Consider the following 22,095-nt stretch of genomic DNA (forward strand, 5'->3'; position numbering starts at 1 on the left):
CGGCCCGCTCCGTCCCCGGGGTGAGGGCGGCGACCGGCGCCGCGACCGACGGAGGGACGCACGCGATGGACCAGCAGGAGATCGACCGCGAGCTGGCGGACGCGAGGGAGCTGCTGGCGTCGCCGTCGGCCCTCCACCTGGCGTACACCGCGCCGGACGGCACGCCGCGGGTGGTCCCCGCGGGCTTCTGGTGGACCGGCCGGGAGCTCGTGATCTCGACGGCGGAGACGGCGCCCAAGGTCGCCGCGCTCCGGGCGCGCCCGGACGTGGCCCTGTCCCTCGACGACGGCGACTCGCCGTCGGGGGCGAAGTCGCTGTCGGTGCGCGGCCGCGCGGAGATCACGGTCGTCGACGGCGTCGTGCCGGAGTACCTCGCCGCCGCGGGCAAGGGCATGTCCGGCGACGCGCTCGCGCAGTTCGAGCAGGCCTGCCGCGGGCTGTACGACCGCATGGCCCGCATCGCCGTCGTGCCGACCTGGGCCCGGTACTACGACTTCGGCACCGGCCGGATCCCGGCGTTCCTCCAGGAGCTCGCCGCGCGCGGGACGGCGGGGCAGGGGTGAACGGGCCCGCCCGTCACGGCGACGTGAGGTCCTCGGTCGTCAGCTCGTCGGCGAACTGCTGGAACTCCGTGAGCTCGTCGGGACAGTAGATCCCCATGATCAGCAGCTGCCCCTTGACGGCCCGGCTGTCCGCGATCACGGGCCGCGCGCCCGGGCCGGTGGCCCCGTTGGCGAGCTGCGCGAGGTACGCGGCCCGGCTCAGCGCCTCGTTCGGGTTCGCGCACACCGCGCCGCCGTCGTCGGCGAGCACGCGCATCACCTGGTCCTGGGACGGCGTGCGGGCCCCGGCGGCATCGAGAGCAGCGATGAGCTGGTCGGCCTTGGCCTCGGCGTCGCGGGTCTGCTCGCCCGACCGGTAGAAGACCAGTCCGAGGACGACGAGCGCGACGACCACGACGGCCACGACCACGTACAGCGTCCGGCGCTCGCGGGGCGGCTGGGTCTCGTCGACGGTGCTCATGCCTCGCTCACCCCCGAGGCGTCAGGGGGCGCGCCCGCCACGTCGGTGCCCGCCTCGCCGCCGTCGTCGGGCTGCCGCCACGACGGCTTGCGGAACCGGTAGAAGAGGTAGGGGACGAGGAGGCCGAGCCCCAGCGCCCCGCCGCCCACGATGAGGAAGTACAGGCCGGCGTTGCCGCCCCCGAACTGGGACGGCGGCACGAAGCCCACCAGCAGGGCCGCGAGCGAGGCCGCGAACCCGACGCCGCACAGCGCCACGAGCATCGGGGCCCGGAAGCCGCGCGGGTGGTCCGGGTACCGGCGGCGGAGGCCGACGGCGGCGACGAACATGAGCAGGTACATGATCAGGTACACCTGCGTGGTGATCACCGAGAAGATCCAGTACGCGCTGGAGACGTCGGGGATCAGCGCGTACATCAGGCCGATCGCCGTCGTCACGACTCCCTGCACGACCAGGATGTTCTGCTGCACGCCGTGCTTGTTCAGGCGCTGCAGGAACGGTGGGAGGTAGCCCTCCTGCCGCGAGATGAGCAGCAGGCCCTTGGACGGCCCGGCCAGCCACGTGAGCATCCCGCCCAGCGACGCGGTGACGAGCATGACGCCCACGATCGGGGTGAGCCACTGCGAGCCGAAGCTCGCGAACACCGCGTCGAAGGCCTGCATGACGCCGGCGGTGAGGGACAGCTCCTCGGCGGGCACCACCCAGCTGATCGCCAGCGCCGGGAGGATGAAGATCAGCAGCACCATCCCCATCGCGAGGAACATCGCCTTGGGGAACTCCTTGGCCGGGTTCTTCAACGAGGAGACGTGCACCGCGTTCATCTCCATGCCGGAGTACGACAGGAAGTTGTTCACGATGAGCACGAGGCTCGCGAGGCCGGCCCACACGGGGAAGATGTGGTCGCTGGTCATCGGCGCCGCCGACTCGTTGCCCTGGCCGAGGAACACCATGCCCAGCGTCACGAGCACGACGCCGGGGATGAGGGTGCCGATGATGAGCCCGCCGCTCGCGAGCCCGGCCACGCCCTTGGTGCCGCGGGACGACACCCACACGCCGCTCCAGTACACGACGATGATGACGAGCGCGGTCCAGACGCCGCTGCTGGCCAGGGACGGGTTGAAGACGTACGCGAGGGTGCTCGCGACGAACCCGAGCAGGCTCGGGTAGTAGAAGATCGTCATCGCGAACTGGCACCACACGGCCAGGAAGCCCATCGGCTTGGAGATGCCGAGCGCGACCCAGTTGTAGACGCCGCCCTTCCAGCCCGAGGCGAGCTCGGCGGACACCAGCGACGTGGGCAGCAGGAAGACCACCGCGGGCAGCAGGTAGAGGAACACGCAGGCGAGCCCGTAGACCGCCATCGTCGGCGCGGCCCGCAGGCTGGCCACCGAGCTGGTCGTCATCATGGCGAGCGCGACCCACGAGATCCACGCCGTCGCGGGCGGCCTCGTCCTCGTGCCGGCCGCGGCGGGGCGCGGCGTGTCCGTGGCACTCATCGTCGTCTCCCGATCCCGGTCAGGACCCGAGCAGCTTGGCCTTCTGGGCGGCGAACTCCTCGTCCGTGAGGACGCCGCTGTCACGGAGCCGGCCCAGCTTCTCCAGCTGCGCGATGACGTCGTCGCCGCCGGCGGCCGCAGGGGCCGGCGCCGGTGGCGGCGCGTACTGCTGAGGCGGCGGCGCGTACTGCTGCTGCGGCTCCGCGTACTGCTCCTGCGCGGCCCAGCGGCCGGCCTGACGTCGTGACACCCGGTTCGACACCGCGGTCGCGGTGCCCGCGACCACCGCGGTCCGGGCGACCCCTCGTAGCAGTCCCATCTCACTCCTCCTCGAGCTTGTCGAGCGCCGCGACGACGTCGTCGACCGGGATGCGGCCGCTGGAGACGACCTCCGCGCCGGCCTCGCGCATGGCGGCGACGAAGGGTCCCGCCCACGTGTTCTCGTACACGATCATCCCGACGGCGTTGCCCGGTTCCACGAGCTCGGCGCCGCGCGCGAGGTCCTCGTCGTCGAGCAGGCCCGACGTCACCCCCTCGAACACGGCGAGGTCCAGCTGCCCGTCGTCGTCGAGGTCCGTGAGCGCCACGCCGACGACGCCGGTCTCCGTCACCTTCGCCACCCGCAGGTCGAGGATCCGGATGATCCCGCGCTCCACGAGGTCCAGGAGCGCGGGCAGCCCCTTGCCCTGCAGCCTCGCGCCCGGGAACTCCAGGACGAGGTAGTCGATCGGTCCCACCTGCTGCTCGGTCATCGAGGTCCTCCTGCGCCGGCGCCGGCCTGTCGGTCGCGACCCGTGCGGCCGCGACGGACAGGCTGGCACCGCCCCGGGTGGTCGCACCCCACCCCGGGCGGGGTGGAGCGTCGCCACCCGGGTCGCCCGCAGCATCGGTCGGGACGACCACCACCCGCCTCCCGCCCCGTCCCGCCGCCACTCGGAGCCGAGCATGACCTTCACCGACCCCGGACCCACCTCGGTCGACCCCGTCTCCGCCCAGGCCGTCGACGTCGCACGCGCGGTCGGCGTCGATCCCACCCATGGGCTGACGGCCGAGGAGGCACGGGCCCGGCTCGCGTCGCACGGGCGCAACGAGCTCGCGGCCAGGGTCCGGGAGCCCGGGTGGCGCGCGTTCCTGCGCCAGTACCAGGACTTCATGCAGGTCGTGCTCCTCGTCGCCGCCGTGGTGAACCAGGTGGTCACGGGCGACACCGGGACGACGGTCGTGCTCGCCGGCCTGACGGTCTTCAACGCCGTCATCGGCCTGCGGCAGGAGGCCAAGGCGGAGGAGAGCGTCCGGGCGCTGGCCCAGATGATGCGGACGGTCTGCCGGGTGCGGCGCGACGGCCTGGCGGTGGAGATCGACGCGACCGAGCTGGTGCCGGGCGACGTCGTCCTCGTCGAGGCCGGCGACCGCGTCCCCGCCGACGGACGCCTGTGGGTGGCGGCCGCCCTCGAGATCGAGGAGGCCGCGCTGACGGGCGAGAGCCTGCCCGTCGCGAAATCGGTCGAGCCCGTGCCCGGCGACGGCGTCCCGCTCGGGGACCGGGTCTGCATGGCGTTCATGAACACGTCGGTGACCCGGGGACGCGGCGAGCTGATCGTGACGGCGACCGGGATGGGCACCGAGATCGGGCACATCGCCGACATGCTGGCCGGCACCGAGACCGCGCGGACGCCGCTGCAGCGCCAGCTCGACGCGCTGTCGCGGATCATCGCGTCGGTCGCCGGCGTCGCGCTCGTGTTCGTCGTCATGCTCGGCCTGGCGCAGGGGCAGCCGTTCGACACGCTGTTCGTCACGGGCGTCGCGCTCGCCGTGGCCGCCATCCCGACCGGCCTGCCCGCCGTGGTCACGGCGCTGCTGTCCATGGGCACCCGCGAGATCGCCCGCCGGAACGCGATCGTCAAGCGGCTGCCCGCGGTCGAGACCCTCGGCTCGACGTCGGCGATCTGCTCGGACAAGACCGGCACCCTGACGCTCAACAAGATGACCGCCCGCCAGCTCGTGGTCCCGGGCCACGGCCGCTTCACCGTCACCGGCGAGGGCTACTCCACCGCCGGCGAGATCCGGCACGTCGGGGGGCAGCGGATCGACCTCGACCCCTACCTGCTGCCGATGGTGCTGTGCGCGGACGCGGTCCTGGACGGCGAGGACCTCGTCGGCGACCCCACGGAGGGTGCGCTGATCGTGCTCGGCGCGAAGGGCGGGCTCGACGTCGCGGGCACGCGCGCGGCGCTCCCGCGCGTCGCGGAGGTGCCGTTCGACTCCGCGTACAAGTTCATGGCGACGTTCCACGAGGTCGTCGCCGACGGACGGGCGGTCGTGCGCTGCTACGTCAAGGGCGCGCCGGACGTCCTGATCGGCCGGTCCACCGCCGTCCTGCGCCCCGACGGGGCCGTGACCTCCCTGACCGACGACGAGCGGCGGCGGGCGCTCGCCGCCAACGACGAGATCGCCGCCGCGGGCGAGCGCGTCATGGTCGTCGCGCAGCGCGACCTGGCGCCGGGGGTGCTCGAGGGCACCCCGCCCGGCGACCTCGTCCGCCTCGTGGACGGGCTCACGCTGCTCGCGATGGTCGGCATCGTCGACCCGCCCCGCCCCGAGGCGAGGGCGGCGATCGCCGAGTGCCGCGGGGCCGGCATCCGCGTCCGGATGATCACCGGCGACCACGCCACGACCGCCGCAGCCATCGCCGCGGAGCTCGGCATCGAGGGCCGGGCCGTCACGGGCCGCGAGTTCGCGGCGACGAGCGACGAGCGCCTGCTCCGCGACCTCGACGAGATCGGCGTGGTCGCCCGGGTCGCGCCGGAGGACAAGGTCCGCCTGGTCCGGCTCCTCCAGGAGCGGGGCGAGGTGGTCGCGATGACCGGGGACGGCGTGAACGACGCCCCCGCGCTCAAGACGGCCGACATCGGCGTCGCCATGGGCATCACCGGCACGGAGGTCTCCAAGGAGGCCGCCGTCATGGTGCTCACCGACGACAACTTCGCCACCATCGTCGGCGCGGTGTCCTACGGGCGGGCGCTCTACGACAACCTGGTGAAGTACCTGCGCTTCCAGATGTCGACGCTCGTCGCCTACATCGCGATCTTCCTCGGCGCCGGCACCCTCGGGATCGCGGGCGGGGTGCCCCTGGACCCCCTGCAGATCCTGTGGCTCAACATGGTCGTGGACATCCCGCTCGCGATCGCGCTGGGGTTCGACCAGCCCGCGCGGGGGCTGATGTCGAGGGCGCCCCGGCCTGTGTCCGCGCCGGTGATCTCGCGCGACGGGTGGGTCCGGCTCTGCGCGCAGGGGCTCGTCATGACGGTGGGCTCCCTGGTCGCCTACCAGATCGGCGACGGCCAGGGCGGCGCGGTCGTCGCGACGACGATGCTGCTGACCACGCTGTCGCTGTTCCACCTCGCCGGGGCGCTGCTCTCGCGCGACCCGGAGGGCACGATCTTCGACCGGGACGCCCTGCCCGGGGCGGTCCAGCTGCGCCGGTACGGCCTGGCGCTGCTCGCCGTCGTCGCGGTGACGGGCGTCGACCTGCTCGCGCGGATCTTCGGGACCACGGGGCTGTCGTTCGGGCAGTGGTGCACCGCCGCCGGCCTCGCGCTGTCCCTGGTGGTGGTCGAGGAGCTCTGGAAGCTGGTCGCCCGGCGGCGGCGTTCCGCGGTCCGCGCCTGAAGGACCCGGTCACCCGGAGGGCTTGCGGGCGCCGACGGCCCGCGTGGGCAGGAGCCGGGTCAGCAGCACCGCCACCGCGGCGAGCACGGACAGCACCGCCAGGCTGGTGCGCAGCCCGTCGACGCGCGCCGCCGTGTTCTCCTCCACGACGGCGTCGACCTGCTCGGGCGGCAACCCGGCGTCGACCAGCCCCTCGCGCAGCTGGGCGTCGGAGAGGAACGGGATCCCCGCGGCGAGCTGCACCGTGGCGGTCGCGGCCAGCTCGTCCGGCACGGCGGGGTGGTCCTCGATCCCGGCCAGGAAGCTCGCGGTGAGCGCCGCGACGAGCACCGACCCCGCGAGCGCCGTCCCGAGGGACGCCCCGAGGTTGGTCGACGTGTTCTGCAGGCCGCCGACCTCGCCGCTGAGCCGGTCCGGCACGGCGGAGACGGTCACGGCGCCGAGCTGCGACGACAGCGCGCCCACCCCGATCCCGGCGAGCAGGAGCGGCACCGAGACGATCTCGGGCCCGGTGCCGACGTCGAGCGCGAGCACCAGCGACACGATGCCGGCCAGCAGCGCGACCAGGCCGATCGTGACGACGCGGCGCGGCGACGCCTCCGGCCAGAACCTCGGGACGGCGACCGCCGCGAGCAGCAGCGCCACGGACAAAGGCAGCAGGCGCAGCCCGGTCTCGAACGCGCTGAGCCCGAGGGCCACCGACAGGTAGAGCGGGATGGTGAAGAACAGGCCCGCCTGGAGCAGGAACTGGAACAGGAACATGACGAGGCCGCCCACCAGCTGCGGGTTGCGCAGCAGCGTGACGTCGACCAGCGGCTCCTGCCCTCGCGCCGTCCGACGGCCCTGCCACCAGAGGAACACGCGGATCACGACGAGGCCGACGAGGATCAGCCACAGGGTCGCGGAGATGCCCGCGACCGCCGGGGCGCCGGGCTTGGCGCGGACCCACCCCCACTCGCTCGAACGGAGCACGCCGAACACCGCCACGCCCAGGCCCAGCGCCGACAGGACGACCCCCACGAGGTCGATCCGCGACCGGGCGGCGGGCGCGGAGTCGGCGATGCGGCGGGTGAGGGCCAGGATCGCCAGGACCACGACCACCTCGCCCGCGAACACGTACCGCCACGTCCAGAGGGTGGTGACCGCGCCGCCGATCAGGGGGCCGGCCGCGACCGCGATCGCCCCCGCGGAGGCGACGAGGCCGTAGGCGCGGGGGCGCCCCGCGGGCGGGAAGTTCGCGGCGACGAGCGCCACGATGGCGGGCATGATGAGCGCCGCGCCGAGCCCTTCCAGCACCGACCAGCCGAGCAGCAGGACGCCGAGGCTGGGCGCGAGGGACGTCGTGAGCGAGCCGGCGCCGTAGATCACGCAGCCGACGGCGAACGCCCGGCGGCGCCCGATCATCGTGCCGATCTTGCCGCCGGTGATCATCATCGTCGCCATCACCAGCGTGTAGAGGGTGATGGCGGTCTGCACGCCCGTCACGGTGGTCCCGACGTCCTCGGCGACCTGCGCGATCGACACGTTCATGACCGAGCTGTCGAGGGTCATGAGGAACTGGCCGGAGGCCAGGGTGAGCAGCACGAGCCCCCGGGTGCCGCTGGTGGGTTCGGTCGCCGGTCCCGTCGTCATCGTCGTCCTCTCCCGCCGTCGCCCGTGCCGTCGCCCGAGGCGTCGTGCTTCGAGCATCCGTCGGGCGCGGGTGGGTGAGCGCCATCCGTCGGGGGGTGGTGCCGCCCCACCCGCCCTCGGGCCAGCCTGGCGGGGCACGACACGACCGCGGGGGAGGGGGAGTCCGATGACCGATGCGCCGGGGGCGGGCGCGGTGCGCGGCCACGACGACGACCTCCTGGAGTACGTGATGATCGCCGTGCCGGCGGTGGAGCTCCTGAGCGGCGTCGTCGCGACGGTCACCGGGCTGGTCCGGTCGGGGGTGCTCGGGCTGGTCGACGCGGTCCTGCTCCGCCGCGGGCCGGACCAGGCGTCGGCCACCGCCCACGCCCTGCGGGACGTCGCGCAGCTGGCGCCGCTCGCCCCGCTCGAGAACGCCCGGGTCCGGCTCAGCGCGCACGACGTCGCGCTCGCGTCGGTGGCGGTCGAGCCGGACGCGGCCGCCCTCCTCCTGCTCCTCGAGGACCGCTGGGCCGCTCCGCTGTCGGCCGCCGCCCGGGCGGCCGGGGGGCGGATCGTCGGCGGCGAGCGGCTGGCCCGTGTCCGCGTCCGTGCCGCCGGGTCCGCCATGCTGCCCTCCGCGCCGCGCGACACCGGGCCCGTCTCCGACACGGGCCGCCGGGGCGCCGCCGACCTGCTGGTCCGCGGTCCGGCGACGGCCGTGCGGCCCGAGCTCGCCGTCGACCCCGCGGCACAGCTGCGGACGCTCGCCGAGCTGGTCGAGCGAGGCGTCCTCACCCTCGACCAGTACGAGGCTCAGCGACGCAGGGTGCTCGACGGCTGAGCGCGGCCGGGACTGACGAGGGCGCGCGCCAGCTCGGCGGCCTCCGCGCGCGACCCGCAGTCGAGCTCGCGGTAGATGATCTTGAGGTGGAACTTGAGGGTGTTCACGGAGATGTACAGCTCGTCCGCGATCTCCCGCAGGGTGAGCCGGCTCGGCAGCATCCGCAGGATCCCGAGCTGACGGTCGGTCAGCGAGCGGGCGCGTTCCCGCAGGGCCGCGCTCGACACCGCGGTCCCGGGCGCGGGGACGCGGCGCAGCCGTGCCAACCAGCCCGGTGGCACGCGCCAGGCCAGGCGTTCGATCGCCTCGACGACCTCGGGGCCTGCGCTCGCGACGGTCTGCACCAGGCCGTGCGCGGAGGCCGGCTCGACCGCCCGCAGCAGGTGCTCCTCGGCGTCCGCCGGGCTCGCGGCGGTGCGGGCGAGCAGCAGGTCGAGCACGACGCGGTGCCGCGCGTTCCGGGGCTCGGCGTCCTTGAGCAGGCCGGCGACGGCCCCGGGCTCGCCGCCCGCGAGGAGCACGAGCGCGCCCTGGACGGGTGACCAGAACGGGTCGTCGACCTGGTCCACCCAGCCGCGCGCCTCGTCCGTCGCGCCCCGGGCCAGCGCGACGAGGCACCCGGTCCGGGCCAGCAGGCTCCGCCCGCCCGGCCCGGTGACCTCGGCCCCCACGATCTCGGCCGCCTGGGCGAAGGCACGCCCCGCGGCGTCGAGGTCCCCCTGGTCGAGGTGCGCCTGGGCCAGCTCCAGGCAGGCGAGGAGCCGGCAGTGCGGCAGCGGGTCGCAGTCCGCGGCGGCGAGCCGCGCGAGCAGGGGCAGCGCGGCGGTCCGGTCGCCGATCTCCCGGAGGGCGATGCCCTCGGCGGTCAGGAGCTCCGTGCGGAGCATGGTCATGCTGACCTGGTCGGCCGCCTCCCGCGTGCCCGCGACGAGCCGCAGGGCGTCGACCGGACGCCCGTCGAGTGCGGCGCCGAGCGCCCGCGTGCCCTCGAGCGCGAGCCTCCGCTCGGGTGCGGCGGCGATCGTGAGCGCGAGCTTGCGCACCTCCGCACTGGCGTCGTCCCACCGCTCGGCGAGCGCGATCTCGCGGGCGACCAGGTTCCAGCCGTACCGCACCACGGGGTCGAGCAGCCAGGAGTCACCCATCGTGGCGAGGCCGGCGCGCGCGAGCCCCGCGCCGCCGGCCCAGTCGCCCCGGATCGCGGCGACGACCGCCCGCAGCACCTCGAGCCGGGCCCGCACGGACGGCGCGGTCCCCACGCCGTCGGCGCCAGGGTCGACGGCTCCCGGGTCGAGGCCGTGGGCCCGGGCGTCGAGCCCGTCGACCGTCTGCACGAAGCCCGCCCGGTCCACGTAGAGCCGGCACCAGGCGACGTCGGTCGCGGCACCCGGGTCGGCCAGCGCGACGTTCGGGGGGATCGCGTCGAGCGTGCGCTGGACGGTGGACCGGCGACCGCTCTCGTAGAGCGCGGTGACGCAGGACGCGAGGAGCCGGAGCGCGTCGCGGTGCTCCTGCGCCCGCAGCAGGTGCTCGAGGGCGTTCACCGGCTGGCCGTCCCGCTCGTACCACCGGGCCGCGAGCCGGTGGAGCTCGGCGATCCGCGCCGGGTCCTGCCGGCGCAGCCGCGCGACCAGCGCCTCGCGGACCAGCCCGTGCACCTCGTACGACCCCGCGGGCTCGATCCGGGCCACGAACAGGCCCCGCTCCTCGGCGCGCGCCAGCAGGTCGGGGGCGTCCTCGCGGCCGGCCAGCGCCTGCGCGAGGCGCGGGTCGACGCGGTCGACGACGGCGGTGGCGGTCAGCACCTCCACGACGTCCGACGCCTCGCCGCGGAGGACCTCGTGCCAGACGTAGTCCTCGAGGTAGCGGGCGCCGTCGTCGCGGCGCACGGCGCCCGGGGCCGACCGGTCGTCGCTGCCCCCGTCGGCCCGGACGTCGTCGGCCCGGACGTCGTCGGCCCGCGCAGCGGCCGACCGGGCGGCCAGCGCGGCGAGCTGGATGCTCGCGGCCCAGCCCTCGGCCTGGCGGGACATCTCGTCCACGCGGTCGGCCGGCATCGCGGGGGCGAGCCGGGCGAGCATCGCGGACGCCTCCGCGTCCGAGAAGCGGAGCTCGGGGAAGCGGACCTCGCCGAGCATCCCGCGCGCCCGCAGCCGGTCCACCGGGAGGTCCGGCACCCGACGGCTCACCAGCACCACGTGGAGCCAGCCGGGGAGCCGCTGCACGAACGTCCGCAGCGACGCCGTGACGGGCTCGTCGTCGACCAGCTCCAGGTCGTCGATCACCAGCACCAGCGCGTCGTAGGGCCGGGCCTCGAGGTCGTCGAGGAGCACGGCGAGGGCGTCGGCGAGCGGGCGCTGCCGCAGCGCCCGGGCCGCGGGCTCGGAGCATCCCGGGGCGATCCCCTCGAGCGCCGCGAGGATCCCCCGCCAGAGCTGGGCGGGGTCGCGGTCGGGCTCGTCGACGGACAGCCAGGCGTGGGGGAGGGATGTCCGGGCGGCCCAGTCGCGGACCAGCGAGGTCTTGCCGGACCCGGCCGGCGCGACGACGAGCGTGAGCGGCGCCCGCACCGCGTCGTCGAGCAGCCTCACGAGCCGCGGCCGCGACACGAGGTACTCGGGGCTGACGGCGGGACGCAGCTTCGCCTGCGAGACCGTCGACAGGAGGCTGCGCCGGCCCGCGCTCGGGGCGCCGAGGTCGGGCGCCCCAGGTTCCTGTGCACGCGTCATCGTGACTCCGCCCGGGTGTGCTCCTGCCAGTATGTGCCCGCGCGCGGCGGGCGCGGCAGCACCCAGCGTCCCTCTTCCGCCCCGCGACCGGCCACGCGACGGCGAGATATCACCCGGCCCGGCCCGGGCCGGTGGACGGCCCCGTCAGCGACCGGCACGGGCCGGCGCGAGCGACGCGAGCGCGGCGACCAGCGCGACGGCGGCGGCGAACCAGTAGCCGGCGGCGAAGGTGTCGAAGCCAGGGTCCAGCAGGGCCGCCGCGGCAACGCTGGACACGGCGGAGACGCCGGTGGCGGCGCCGAACTCGTGGAACGTGCTCAGCGCGCCGGAGGCGACGCCCGCCTCGTGCGGACCGGCGGCGGAGAACAGGCTGGCCGCGGCGGCGACGAAGACGGCGCCGACGCCGAACCCGGCGACGGTGATGCCGACCGCGAGCACGGTCATCGAGAAGATCCCGGCGGCGGCCGCGAGTCCGGCCGCGGCCACGAGCAGCCCCGTCACGGACACGACGCGCACGCCGAGGCGGGGGAGCGCCCGCCCGGCGACCGTCGAGCCGAGGATCGTGCCCACGGCGACCGGAAGGAACGTCAGCCCCGTGTCCAGCGGGCTGAAGCCGTGCAGCTGCTGCAGCGTGAACGAGCCGAGGAAGAAGACGGAGATCATCAGGGCGGTCGCGACCAGGATCAGCGCCAGCCCGCGCAGCACGGGACGCCGGGCGAGCAGGGCAGGGTCGACGAGAGGCGCGGCGGACGCCCGCAGGTGCATCGCGAGCAGCGCGTACCCGACGACGGCGACGGCGAGGGCGACCAGGGTCGGTGCGCTGAGCCACCCGTCGTCGCCGGCCGTGACCAGGCCGAACACGACGGCGGCGGTCGCGGCGGTGGCGAGGGCCGCGCCGAGGACGTCGAGCCGCCCGCCCGACCCGGGCCACGCCCGGACCGTCCGCGGCAGGCCCAGGAGCAGGACGACCCCGACCGGGACGTTCACCCAGAAAACCCACGGCCAGCCCGGGCCCGAGGTGAGGACGCCACCCAGCAGGACGCCGACCGCGGCGCCCGCGCCGCCGAGCGCGGACCACACGCCCAGGGCCCGCGACAGCTCGGGCCCGGCGAACGTGCGCACGATGACGGACAGCGCGGCCGGCGACATGGCCGCCGCGCCGACGCCCTGCAGGCCCCGGGCGACGAGCAGCAGCTCGGGGGAGCGTGCCAGCCCGGCGAGCAGCGACGCGACGGTGAACAGCGCGAGGCCGGCGACCACGACGCGGCGCGGCCCGAGCACGTCGGCGGCCTTGCCGCCGAGCAGCATCAGCCCGCCGAAGACCAGGGCGTACACGCTCGCCACCCAGGTCAGGCCGGCGCGGTCGAGGCCGAGGTCCGCGCCCATCTCCGGGAGCGCGATCGCGACGACGGTGACGTCGACGATGAGCATCAGCTGCGCGATGCCGAGCAGCGCGAGGACGCGCCACCGCCGGGGATCGGGCGCTGCGGCCTCGTCCTGGGTTCCCTGGTCCCGGGCCGCCTGGTCCTGAGTGGTCTGCTCCGGGGCGGGCTTCTCTGGTGACGTCATGGCACGGTCCCTCGGTGTGTCGAGCACGGATAAGTCGAACATGCCTGTTCAAGTAAATTAACTCGAACAGGCATGTTCGACAAGAGGGTCGTGCGGGTGACTTCGTGCGGGTGGCGCCCGGGGCGCCGTCAGGCGGTCAGGGCGCCGAGGGTCGTGGCGCGGACGAGCGCGGGTGCCTCGTCCGCGGTGATCTCGCCGCGGTGCACCGCGGCAGAGGCGCCGTGCAGGATCGCCTGCAGCGCGCTGACCTGCCAGTCGACGGGCATGTCGTCGCGGAACTCGCCGGCCGCGCGGCCGCGCTCGAGCAGCCCGCGGACCCGCTGCGCGGGCCCCTCGTGCGCGCGGCTCATCTCCTCGGGCGGCAGCACCTGTGAGCCGGCGACGACCAGCGCCCCGAACCGGTGGGTCAGGTGCCAGGTCGCCTCGAGCAGGCGGCCGAGCGCGTCGCGCGGGTCGCCGCTCAGGTCCACCTCGGCCAGTGCCTCGTCGGTCTGGGCGATCGCGCGGTCCACGACCTCGCGCACCAGCGTCGCGCGCGAGTCGAAGTGCCCGTAGAGGGTGACCCGGCCGACGCCCGCGGTCTTGGCGATCTCGTTGATGCTCGCGTCGGGGTCCGCCGCCAGCACCCGGGTGGCCGCGGCGAGGATCGCCTCGACGTTGCGGACGGCGTCGGCGCGCTTGGCGCGGTCCCGCCCCCCGTCGGGCGAGGTCCTCGGCGGTGCCGCCGTCGTCCGTGTCGGTGTCGTGGCCACGAGCTCCTCCAAGCCTGTACAGGGGTGTCCAGGTTAACGGCCCGGGCTGGTGAAGCGGTGGCAGTCGACCTCCACGGTGCCGCCCGGCACGGGCGCCCGGTGCGCGAACCGGCCCTCGTCGACCCAGCCCTGCCGCGCGTAGAACCGGCGGCCGGCCGCGTTCCCCGTCGCGACGGCGAGCCAGGCGCGCGCGTGTCCGGCGGCCCGGACGGCCTGCTCCGCGTGGCGCAGCAGGGCCCCGCCGACGCCTCCGCCGCGGGCCGCGCGGTCGAGGTAGAGCTGGTCCACCTCGCCCCCGGCGATCATGACGAAGCCGACGACGCCGCCGTCGCGCACCGCGACGGTCGTGTCCGCCACGCGGTCGCGGGCACGCTCCGGGAACGACGCCGGGGTGCGCGCCGCCGCGAGGGAGTCGGGCACGTGACCGAGGTGCGCGTCCGCCCATCCCTCGCGCCAGATCCGCGCGACGGCGTCCGTGTCGTCCGCCGTCGCCGGCCGGAGCGTGGCGGGTCCCGGCGGCGTCGTGCTGCGCGGCATCGCGACTCACCCTTCCGTTAACTCGAACAGGTGTGTACAGTTTATCGGGCTCGATCGTCAGCGGTTCACCTCACGCGGTTCGCACGCACGAGAGCGAGAAGACCATGACCCGGAACCAGGTGTCAGGCACGTCGACGGCCGGGACCGACCGGCGCTCGGCGTTCGACAGGGTGTGGCCCGCGGCGCTGGGGGTGCTCGTCGCCGTCGCGACCATGTTCGGGCTCGCCGACGCCCGCGACGTCGCCCCGGTGCTCGCCGCGTCCGGCCTCGTGTACCTGGCGGCCGCCGCGCTCGGCCGGCCCGGCGCCGCCTGGCTCGCTTTCGGCGTGACGTTCGTGCTCATCGGCGTCACCAAGGTCGTCGACCTCGACCCGACGCCGTGGATGATCGGCCTCGCCGTGGTGCTGGCCGTCGTCGGCCTCGCGGCCGGGCGCACGCGCCCGCCGTGGTCCCTCCCGCTGCAGGCCGCGGCGATGCTCGTGCTCGGAGCAGCCGCGCTGGTCGCAGTCCGGCTGGACGTCACCGCGGGCGGGCTCGTCGTCGCCGTCGGGCTGCTCGGGCACGCCGCCTGGGACGCGTACCACCACCGCACCGGCCGCGTCGTCGCGCGGTCGCTCGCGGAGTTCTGCGGCGTGCTCGACGTGATCCTCGCCGTCGCGCTCGCGGTGCTCACGCTGAGCGCCTGAGCGTCAGCGGGCACCTCCGGCGACCCCGTGCCAGTAGTCGGCGATCGCACTGTGCCGGGCGACGACGGCGTCGGGAGCGGGAGGGGCCGGCCACAGCTGCAGGAGGTAGGAGTCGGGGGCCGGCTCCTCGAACGCGGTGTCGAGGTCCCGTCCGGCGTCCATCTCCCGGGCCGTGAACCGGGCGCGGTGCCAGCCCTGGCCCGGAAACGTCAGCGGCCACGACTCGTTGAACGTCCGCAGCTCGGCTCCGGGACCGGCGAGGTCGACGGACACCTCGACGACGTCCTGACCCGCGGTGTCGAGCGCGGGCTCCTCCGGCGACCACTCGACGCGGAAGGTGACCTCGCCCGTGTGCAGGCCGGTGACCCCCGACAGGCGGTGCGGCTCACGGCCGCCGAGCAGCCCGTTGGCCTGACCGGCCCGGGCATCCGCCAGGTTGTCGACGAACTCGTCGGGCGGCGCGACGGAGAAGTAGCCGTAATGGACGTCCAGCGGACCGTCGAACATCGTGATCATCGGGACATCATGGCGGGAGCCACCGTCACTCGAGGTCGACCTCGCGGCGGACGTCGCGGTCGGGCTCGAGCACGAAGAACCGCGACACGAGGGCGTGGAAGAGGCGCAGCTCGGCGGGCGCGACCACGCGGTCGAGCGTCCAGGGGCCGAGGCCCTCCGCGCGGGAGCGGCGGTCGAAGATCGCGAGGCAGCGCTCGCGGTCGGCGTCCGGCACCTCGCCGGCGGTCGCCTCCGCGTACACGGCGCGCGGGCGCCCGCCGGCGGGGACCGGGGTCTCGAAGACCACGATCCCCACCGCGGAGCGCCCCGCGACGTTGGACGAGTGGCGCGTGCCGAGGCGCGAGACCCAGACCAGCTCGCGGCCCTCGCGGGCGAACCAGACCGGCGTGGGCCACGGGTTCCCGTCCGGGTCGGCCGACGCGAGGACCATATAGCGGCCGCCGTCGAGGACCTGGCGCGCGAGCTCGGCGTCGTCCTGGGGAACGGTGCGGGTCATCGCGGACCTCCTCGTGTCGCGGTTCGCCCCATGCTGGCACGGGGGACCGTCGCGCTCACGAGGTCAGCGAGGCGAGCACCTCGCGGTAGTGCGAGTTCTCCATCACGCCGAGCACGTTGCCGAACGGGTCCACGACGGCCGCGGTGACGAAGCCGGGGCCGCGCTCGATCGGCTCCTGGTACGCGGCGGCGCCGAGCTCCAGCAGCCGCGCGACGGCGCCGCGGACGTCGTCGACCGCCCAGTAGGCGACGGCGCCCGCGGCGCCGTCGGGCTGCGGGGGAGCGAAGCGCCGGTCCATGATCCCGAGCTCGTGCTGGTAGTCGCCGATGCGGAACTCCGCGTAGGCGAGCGCCCCGCCGGCCTCGCGGGCGAAGTACGCATCGGTGCCGAGCACCTCCGCGTACCAGTCGCGGGCGGCGGCGACGTCGTCGGCCAGGTAGGTGATGGTGGTCAGTCCGCGCAGCATGTCGGCTCCCGGTGCTCGGTGTCGGTCGGTGCGATCGAGGCCTGGTGACCTCGTGAGCACCACTCTTCCGCCCAAAGTGCTCACCTGCTGACTACTTTTGGTGGCAGTCTCGGAGCATGCGAGCCGACCGCCTCATCCAGGTGCTGCTCCATCTCCAGTCGCGCCCCCGCGTGACGGCGGCAGAGCTCGCCGACGCGCTCGAGGTCTCGGTGGCGACCGCCCGCCGGGACCTGGAGTCGCTCTCGGCCGCGGGCGTGCCGGTCTACCCGCAGCCGGGGCGCGGCGGCGGGTGGTCGCTGCTGGGCGGGTCGCGCACTGACCTCAGCGGCCTGACGGCCCCCGAGGCGCGCGCCCTCTTCCTGCTCGCCGGGCCGGGCGCGGCGTCGTCCGACCATGCGCGCGCGGCGCTGCGCAAGCTCGTGCGGGCGCTGCCGGCCACGTTCCGCGCCGAGGCGGAGGCGGCCGCGGCGGCCGTCGTCGTCGACCGGGAGGGCTGGAGCGCGGCCGAGCGTGCCCGCCCGCCGGAGGTGGACGCGCTGCAGCGCGCCGTCGTCGAGCGGCGGCGCGTGCGGGTCGACTACACGGGCGCGACCGGGTACTCCTCGCGGCGCGACGTCGACCCGTGGGGACTCGTCGACAAGGACGGCGCCTGGTACCTGATCGCCGGCACGGCCCGCGGCCCGCGCACCTTCCGGGTGGACCGCATCGGTGCGCTGGAGGTCACCGACGAGCCCGCCGTCGTGCCCGACGACGTCGACCTGCGGGCCGAGTGGGACCGCGTCGTCGGCGAGGTCGAGCTCAAGCGGTCCGCGACATGGGCCACCGTGCGCGTGGCCCCCGAGCACGTCGACGTGCTGCGCGCCCAGTTCGGGCGGCACACGGTCGTCGGCGACGGCGACGGCGACGGCGACGGGGACGGCGGCGACGGCGACGGCGCTCGCGCGACCGTGCGGGTCGCCGCCCCCACGCCGCTCGACGTCGCGCGCCACCTGGCCGGCTGGGGCGCCCAGGCCGACGTCGTCGGCCCGCCCGCGGTGCGCGCGGAGCTCGCCCGCCTCGGGGCGGAGCTGGTGGCGGCGCATGACGACGGCGCCCGGCCGTGACGGGTGGTCACGACCGGGCGCCGGGTTGCCGTGGGGTCACAGGCAGACGTGCGAGCTGCCCTCCCGCACCGTGGTGCGCAGGGTGGTGCCGGGTCGCGGCGTCACCGCCAGGCGTGCGGTCCCGGTGGCGTTGACGTCGAAGCACGCACCGTCCCGGGTGAGCGCGAAGTCGCGCACGACGACGCGTCCGCCCGTCGACCGGAACACGGTCCGCCCGTCCCGCTCCAGCGCCGTGGTGCGCGGGCTCACCGTCGCCGCGTAGGTGTGCTCGCCGACGCGCACGTCGTCCACGGTGTTGCGGCCCGGCAGGGCGTGCGAGCCGAAGGTGACCGACCCGGGCCGTCCCCACGCGTCCTCGGCGACGAGCTCGTGCACGGCCATCAGGGGCATCACGTTGGACCACGTGTAGTAGCGCCACGCGCTGTCCACCGCCGAGGCGTTGACGACCTGGCCGGGCTCGGGGTCGAAGTACTCCGGGAAGAAGCCGTTCTCGTCCCAGCTGTCGAGGTACATGCTCGTGCTCTTCGTCGCCAGCTCGCCGGCGGCCCCGTCGAGCCCGTACCGCTTGAGGCCGTCGTAGACGGTGGCGTTCATCGGCGGCCAGACGGCGCCGCGCCACTGCTCGCAGGTGTTCTCCTCGCCCCAGCCCAGGTAGTACGTGTACTCCGGGGACGACGTCGCGGAGACGTCGCCGTTCGCGCAGTACTCCGCGTCGTCGCGGCTGATGCTCGGGATCGCGTACTCGCCCCAGAACTGCTCCGGGTCGAGCAGGTTCTCCTCGACGGTCCGCGCCGCCCGCTCGGGCGTGGCCAGGCCCCCGAACAGCGGGTAGAAGATCGTGGGCGTGACGACGTCCCCCCAGGTGCCGTCGAGGTTGCGGTCGAGGTACATGCCGCGCTCGTCGTCCCAGAGGGTGTCGTTCGCGGCCTTCTTGGTCTGCGCCAGGACGGCAGCGAACCGGTGGGCGTCCTCGGGGCGGTCGAGCGCGGTGGCGAGCTCGGTGAGCGAGTCCGCCATCAGCGCGTAGTAGGAGGTCAGCGCGACGTCGGTGAGGTCGGTGTTGTCGCGCTCGTCGCCGCTGCCGCCCTCCTTGGCGATGCGGTCGGCGGCGAGGTAGACGGGCAGGTCGTCGAGACCGAGGTGGTTGCCCACCTTGCTCGGGTCGCCGTCGTAGGGCGCCTCGAGCAGGCCGTCGTCGTTCACGTCCCACTCGGGCAGCTTGTCGAAGAACTCCACGAGCGCGGGGTACGCCTGCTCCACGAGCTCGCGGTCGCCCGTGGCGTCGTAGATCCGCTTGACGGCGTAGGCGTGCATCGGGCCGGCGTGCAGCTGGTCGTAGCGCGGCCCGCCGGAGGCGAACAGCACCCGCTCGTGCTGGCGCGCCAGGTCCGGGTCCACGGTGAGCGCGGTGATCGCGTCCCAGGCGGAGTCCCAGCCGGTGAAGATCGAGTCGTTCTCCGCCCCGCCTCGGCCCCAGCCCCACACGAGGAAGCTCTGCCGCGACTGCTCGTCGTAGTTCGTGTTGAGGGCCATGGCGCTGCGCATCGCTGTCGCCGCGCGGCCGGCCGGGCCGCTGCCGCTGAGGGTGCCGTCGTCGGCCTTGGCCCGGGCCCGGGCGAGGGTGCCGAGGATGCTGCCGCGCGACGCGCGGTCGGCCGGGGGCTCGTCCGCCACGCTCGTGGTGAACGTGATCGTCTCGCCCTCCTCGAGGTCGTACCGCAGGGCGGCCGCGGCGTCGCCGGCGGCGCCCTCCTTGCCCTCCATCGCGGCGACCAGGTCGTCCTCGGACGCGTAGGCCCCGGCGTCGTCGGGCGCCTGCGTCGGGAGCAGGGCGAAGTGGCCGACCTCCGAGGGGTCGTCGAGCCCGGCGCCGGTGGCGCGGACGCCCCCATCGGCCAGCGCGTAGGAGTTCTCCTCGTCCCACGGGGGTGCGGCCTCGAGGAAGACGGTCGCGTCGGCGTCGCGCGCGGTGACCGACCCGACGAGGGTGTTCGGCGCCGTCCGCGCGAACCGCAGGAGGATCGTCTGCTTGTCGCGCTGCGTCTGGTCGTAGCGTGCCTGGAGGGTGGGCAGCTGCTCGCGGGCCTCAGCCACCTGGTCGGCGGACCACTCGTCCGGGTGGGCGAGGATCTCCCGCAGCGCGCCCAGGCGGTCGGGGGTGATGGAGCGGTCGTCGCTGCTGATCTCCACCTCGTAGTACGAGCCGTCGACCGTCACCGGGCCGACGTGGGCGACGTTGTTGAGCAAGCCCTGGTTCTCCCGGACGAGCTTGCCGGCGGCGGTCAGCAGGTCGACCCGAAGGGCGAAGCGGCTCTCGCCCTCGCCGACGAGGAGGGCGCCGTTGTCGTCCCGCTCGACGTAGCCGGGCAGGGCGAAGGGGCGTTCGAGCCCGACGTCGGTGTCGGGCGGTCCGTCCGCGCCCGTCGCGCCCCCGGCGGGGACGACGACGGTCGCGAGCATGGCGGCCGCGGCGCCGAGGACGACGGGCGCGCGGCGCAGGGTTCGGGTGGTCTGGCGGTCGGTCATGGTGGCTCCCGCGGGGTGTCAGTCGACGGAGTAGGGGAAGTCGGCGGTGACGCCGATCTGGTCGTACTGCATCCGGGTGGCGTCGAAGTCGTCCTCCCAGTTGCCGTTGGCGACCTCGTTGCAGTCGTACGACTGGTAGGACTGGTCGGTGGTCTCGCCGACCTCGATGTTGGAGAAGGCGAAGCCGCAGCCGCCGGCGTCCATGTGCACGCCGCGGGTGCCGGAGTCCGGCATGGCGCCCGCGGGGTCGGGGATGACGTCGCCGATGACCATCTGGTCCACGGTGTTCTGCACGGGGTGGGGATCCTGGTTGTCCACGCCGTAGGTGTAGAAGGCGCCCATGTCGCCGGAGTCGAGCCCGGCCTCGTCGATCCGGATGTAGCGGAAGGTGTTGTTGTCGGTGTACTGGTCGCCGTCGACGACCTCGGGGCGGGACTCGAGGCTGATGCCGTAGCGCGCGGAGTGCTTCACGTGGACGTGCTCGACGGTGTTGTCGCCGGTCGACATGAGCTCGATGCCGGCGGCGTCGCCGGGCACGAGCTCGCCCACGTGGTCGATGTACAGGTTGCGGAACGTGTGGCCGTGGCTCAGGTCCCCCTCGCCGGGCCAGCCGCCCTCGACCTTGACGCCGTCGGCGCCCAGGTTCTCCAGGAGCGAGTCCTGGACGGTCAGGCGCTCGTTGGCGAACAGCGCGTACACGCCGGTGAAGCCCGTGTCCTGGATGCGCATTCCGGTGAGCGTGATGTCCGCGGTGTTCTCGAGCGTGATCGCGCCGAACCGGTTGCGGGGCATCTCGATCTGGCGGTCGTACTCGGGGTACTCGTGCGGGACGCCGGAGTCTCCTGCGCTGATCCAGCCGTTGCGGTACCAGCCGACGAAGTCGGAGTACTGCACGCCGATGCCGTCGAACGTGAGGTCGTGCGCCGGGTCCTCGGGGGAGCCGCCCTGGATGTCGAGGAGCGTCGTCACCGTGGGCCGCATGACGGTCACGCCGTCCATCGAGCCCGCGGCCGGCTTGTAGTAGAGCTTGCCCGCCTCGTAGTCGAGGTAGTACTCGCCCGCCTGGTCGAGGAAGTCGAGGGAGTTCTGCAGGAAGTACCGCGAGCCGCTGCGGGTGTTCATCATCGCGTAGCGGGTCCAGTGGTCGAGGATGAGCTTGTTGTCGGTGTCCTTGATGTCGGCGCCACCGATCGGGACCGTGTCGGTGAACCAGCTCCACGAGCCCCCGGACCAGACCATGACCTGGGCCGGCCAAGTGGTGTACGAGCCGAGGTCCGCCGTCTCGTCCCACTCGCCCGGGTTGTAGCCGATCTGGTCGCGCAACGCCTCCTTCTCGGGCTCGATGAGCCGCGAGACGAGGTACGGCGCGTGGGTGTCCTCGCTCGTGCGGTTGGGGTGCCGTGCGGTGGTGGCGCGGTCGCCGTCGACGAACAGCGTGAAGAAGGGGGCGTCCAGATCGACGGACGCCTTGTAGATGCCGTCCTGGTACGGCTCCCAGCCGGTGACGGGCTCGGCGCCGACGAGGTTGGCCTTGCCGGGGCCGTCGGCGGAGCGGTAGACCACCTGGTGGCCGTTGTTGCCCGAGTCCTTCTCGGTGAACTCGATCGTCTGGTCGACGGGGTAGTCGCCCTCGGCGAGGTTGACCACGATGTCGCACCGCATCTTGCGCTCGTGGTTGAGCCCCAGGTCCTGGATGTGGTCGCGGGCCTTGTCGGGGGTGGCCCAGGGCGCGTCCCGGGTGCCGTCGCCGCGCGCGTCGTCCCCGTCGGGCGAGACGTAGAACTGGGGGCACCTCCCGGCGCCCTGCGTGCTCGCGGTGTACGGGTCGAAGGCCGTGGCCCCGACGCCGACGGCGGCGACCGCCGCGAACGCGGTGAGCGCCACCGTGCTGGTTCTGATCCACCTGCTGGACATCGTCGTCCTCCGGTCGGTGTGGAACGGGAGCGAAACGGGTGTGGAGCGGGGCGGGGCGGGGGGGGGGGGCCCGGCCCCCCCCCCCCCCCCCCCCCCCCCCCCCCCCCCCCGCCGCGGCCGGGAACCAGGGGCGGGCCGGGGGGTAGGCGGAGAAGCGA

At 74.5% G+C, this 22,095-nt stretch carries 19 protein-coding genes; 5 read left to right on the forward strand and 14 right to left on the reverse strand.

Annotated features, from left to right (window positions below):
- Nucleotides 1-65: 65 nt before the first annotated feature.
- Nucleotides 66-563: a pyridoxamine 5'-phosphate oxidase family protein gene (locus tag ABZ493_RS11125; RefSeq protein WP_430582226.1), complete on the forward strand. Its 498-nt coding sequence runs from the start codon at nt 66-68 to the stop codon at nt 561-563.
- 13 nt (nt 564-576) lie between these two features.
- Here the strand turns inward: ABZ493_RS11125 and ABZ493_RS11130 are convergent, their stop codons facing one another.
- Genes ABZ493_RS11130 through ABZ493_RS11145 form a run of 4 tightly spaced genes read right to left on the reverse strand, consistent with a single transcriptional unit; the run spans nt 577 to nt 3,271 of the window.
- Complete coding sequence (locus tag ABZ493_RS11130) at nt 577-1,023, reverse strand: hypothetical protein (protein WP_430582227.1); 447 nt, start codon at nt 1,021-1,023, stop codon at nt 577-579.
- Entirely contained in the window at nt 1,020-2,519 is a 1,500-nt protein-coding gene (locus ABZ493_RS11135; RefSeq protein WP_430582228.1) for an APC family permease, read from the reverse strand. Before ABZ493_RS11135 ends, ABZ493_RS11130 begins: the two co-directional genes overlap by 4 nt.
- Nucleotides 2,520-2,538: 19 nt before the next feature.
- Complete coding sequence (locus tag ABZ493_RS11140; protein ID WP_430582229.1) at nt 2,539-2,838, reverse strand: SHOCT domain-containing protein; 300 nt, start codon at nt 2,836-2,838, stop codon at nt 2,539-2,541.
- A gap of 1 nt (nt 2,839) precedes the next feature.
- Nucleotides 2,840-3,271, reverse strand: coding sequence for a DUF6325 family protein (locus tag ABZ493_RS11145; RefSeq protein ID WP_430582230.1), 432 nt, complete (start codon nt 3,269-3,271; stop codon nt 2,840-2,842).
- Between the two features lie 193 nt (nt 3,272-3,464).
- Here ABZ493_RS11145 and ABZ493_RS11150 point away from each other — a divergent pair, with 193 nt between their 5' ends.
- Nucleotides 3,465-6,188: an HAD-IC family P-type ATPase gene (locus ABZ493_RS11150; protein WP_430582231.1), complete on the forward strand. Its 2,724-nt coding sequence runs from the start codon at nt 3,465-3,467 to the stop codon at nt 6,186-6,188.
- Nucleotides 6,189-6,197: 9 nt separating this feature from the next.
- Here ABZ493_RS11150 and ABZ493_RS11155 read toward each other — a convergent pair whose 3' ends face one another.
- Nucleotides 6,198-7,820, reverse strand: a complete 1,623-nt coding sequence (locus tag ABZ493_RS11155) for an MFS transporter (protein WP_430582232.1) — start codon at nt 7,818-7,820, stop codon at nt 6,198-6,200.
- A gap of 166 nt (nt 7,821-7,986) precedes the next feature.
- Between ABZ493_RS11155 and ABZ493_RS11160 the strand changes: the two genes are divergently transcribed.
- Nucleotides 7,987-8,643, forward strand: a complete 657-nt coding sequence (locus ABZ493_RS11160; RefSeq protein WP_430582233.1) for a hypothetical protein — start codon at nt 7,987-7,989, stop codon at nt 8,641-8,643.
- Here the strand turns inward: ABZ493_RS11160 and ABZ493_RS11165 are convergent.
- The 4 genes from ABZ493_RS11165 to ABZ493_RS11180 all read right to left on the reverse strand — a co-directional run bounded on the left by ABZ493_RS11165 (nt 8,616) and on the right by ABZ493_RS11180 (nt 14,230).
- Nucleotides 8,616-11,372 carry a LuxR C-terminal-related transcriptional regulator gene (locus ABZ493_RS11165; RefSeq protein WP_430582234.1) on the reverse strand — a complete coding sequence of 919 codons (2,757 nt, stop codon included), beginning with the start codon at nt 11,370-11,372 and terminating at the stop codon, nt 8,616-8,618. The two genes, ABZ493_RS11160 and ABZ493_RS11165, sit on opposite strands and share 28 nt — an antisense overlap.
- A gap of 144 nt (nt 11,373-11,516) precedes the next feature.
- Entirely contained in the window at nt 11,517-12,941 is a 1,425-nt protein-coding gene (locus ABZ493_RS11170) for an MFS transporter (RefSeq protein WP_430582235.1), read from the reverse strand.
- A gap of 128 nt (nt 12,942-13,069) precedes the next feature.
- On the reverse strand, nt 13,070-13,693 hold the full coding sequence (locus ABZ493_RS11175; RefSeq protein ID WP_430582236.1) for a TetR/AcrR family transcriptional regulator: 624 nt from the start codon (nt 13,691-13,693) through the stop codon (nt 13,070-13,072).
- 33 nt (nt 13,694-13,726) lie between these two features.
- Nucleotides 13,727-14,230, reverse strand: coding sequence for a GNAT family N-acetyltransferase (locus ABZ493_RS11180; protein WP_430582237.1), 504 nt, complete (start codon nt 14,228-14,230; stop codon nt 13,727-13,729).
- 104 nt (nt 14,231-14,334) lie between these two features.
- Between ABZ493_RS11180 and ABZ493_RS11185 the strand changes: the two genes are divergently transcribed.
- A complete protein-coding gene (locus ABZ493_RS11185) occupies nt 14,335-14,916 on the forward strand; it encodes a hypothetical protein (protein WP_430582238.1) in 582 nt (193 codons plus the stop codon).
- A 3-nt stretch (nt 14,917-14,919) separates the two neighbouring features.
- Here the strand turns inward: ABZ493_RS11185 and ABZ493_RS11190 are convergent, their stop codons facing one another.
- Genes ABZ493_RS11190 through ABZ493_RS11200 form a run of 3 tightly spaced genes read right to left on the reverse strand, consistent with a single transcriptional unit; the run spans nt 14,920 to nt 16,394 of the window.
- Entirely contained in the window at nt 14,920-15,432 is a 513-nt protein-coding gene (locus ABZ493_RS11190) for a hypothetical protein (protein ID WP_430582239.1), read from the reverse strand.
- Between the two features lie 25 nt (nt 15,433-15,457).
- Nucleotides 15,458-15,928 (reverse strand): pyridoxamine 5'-phosphate oxidase family protein, encoded by a 471-nt coding sequence (locus ABZ493_RS11195; protein WP_430582240.1) that lies wholly within the window; start codon nt 15,926-15,928, stop codon nt 15,458-15,460.
- A gap of 55 nt (nt 15,929-15,983) precedes the next feature.
- Nucleotides 15,984-16,394 carry a VOC family protein gene (locus tag ABZ493_RS11200; protein ID WP_430582241.1) on the reverse strand — a complete coding sequence of 137 codons (411 nt, stop codon included), beginning with the start codon at nt 16,392-16,394 and terminating at the stop codon, nt 15,984-15,986.
- Nucleotides 16,395-16,510: 116 nt separating this feature from the next.
- Between ABZ493_RS11200 and ABZ493_RS11205 the strand changes: the two genes are divergently transcribed.
- Nucleotides 16,511-17,497, forward strand: a complete 987-nt coding sequence (locus ABZ493_RS11205; RefSeq protein ID WP_430582242.1) for a WYL domain-containing protein — start codon at nt 16,511-16,513, stop codon at nt 17,495-17,497.
- A gap of 36 nt (nt 17,498-17,533) precedes the next feature.
- Here the strand turns inward: ABZ493_RS11205 and ABZ493_RS11210 are convergent, their stop codons facing one another.
- A complete protein-coding gene (locus ABZ493_RS11210) occupies nt 17,534-20,023 on the reverse strand; it encodes a trehalase family glycosidase (RefSeq protein ID WP_430582243.1) in 2,490 nt (829 codons plus the stop codon).
- 18 nt (nt 20,024-20,041) lie between these two features.
- Nucleotides 20,042-21,937, reverse strand: a complete 1,896-nt coding sequence (locus ABZ493_RS11215) for a right-handed parallel beta-helix repeat-containing protein (protein ID WP_430582244.1) — start codon at nt 21,935-21,937, stop codon at nt 20,042-20,044.
- Nucleotides 21,938-22,095: the final 158 nt, after the last annotated feature.

Source organism: Isoptericola sp. NPDC019482, assembly GCF_040632295.1.
Taxonomy (GTDB): Bacteria; Actinomycetota; Actinomycetes; order Actinomycetales; family Cellulomonadaceae; genus Isoptericola.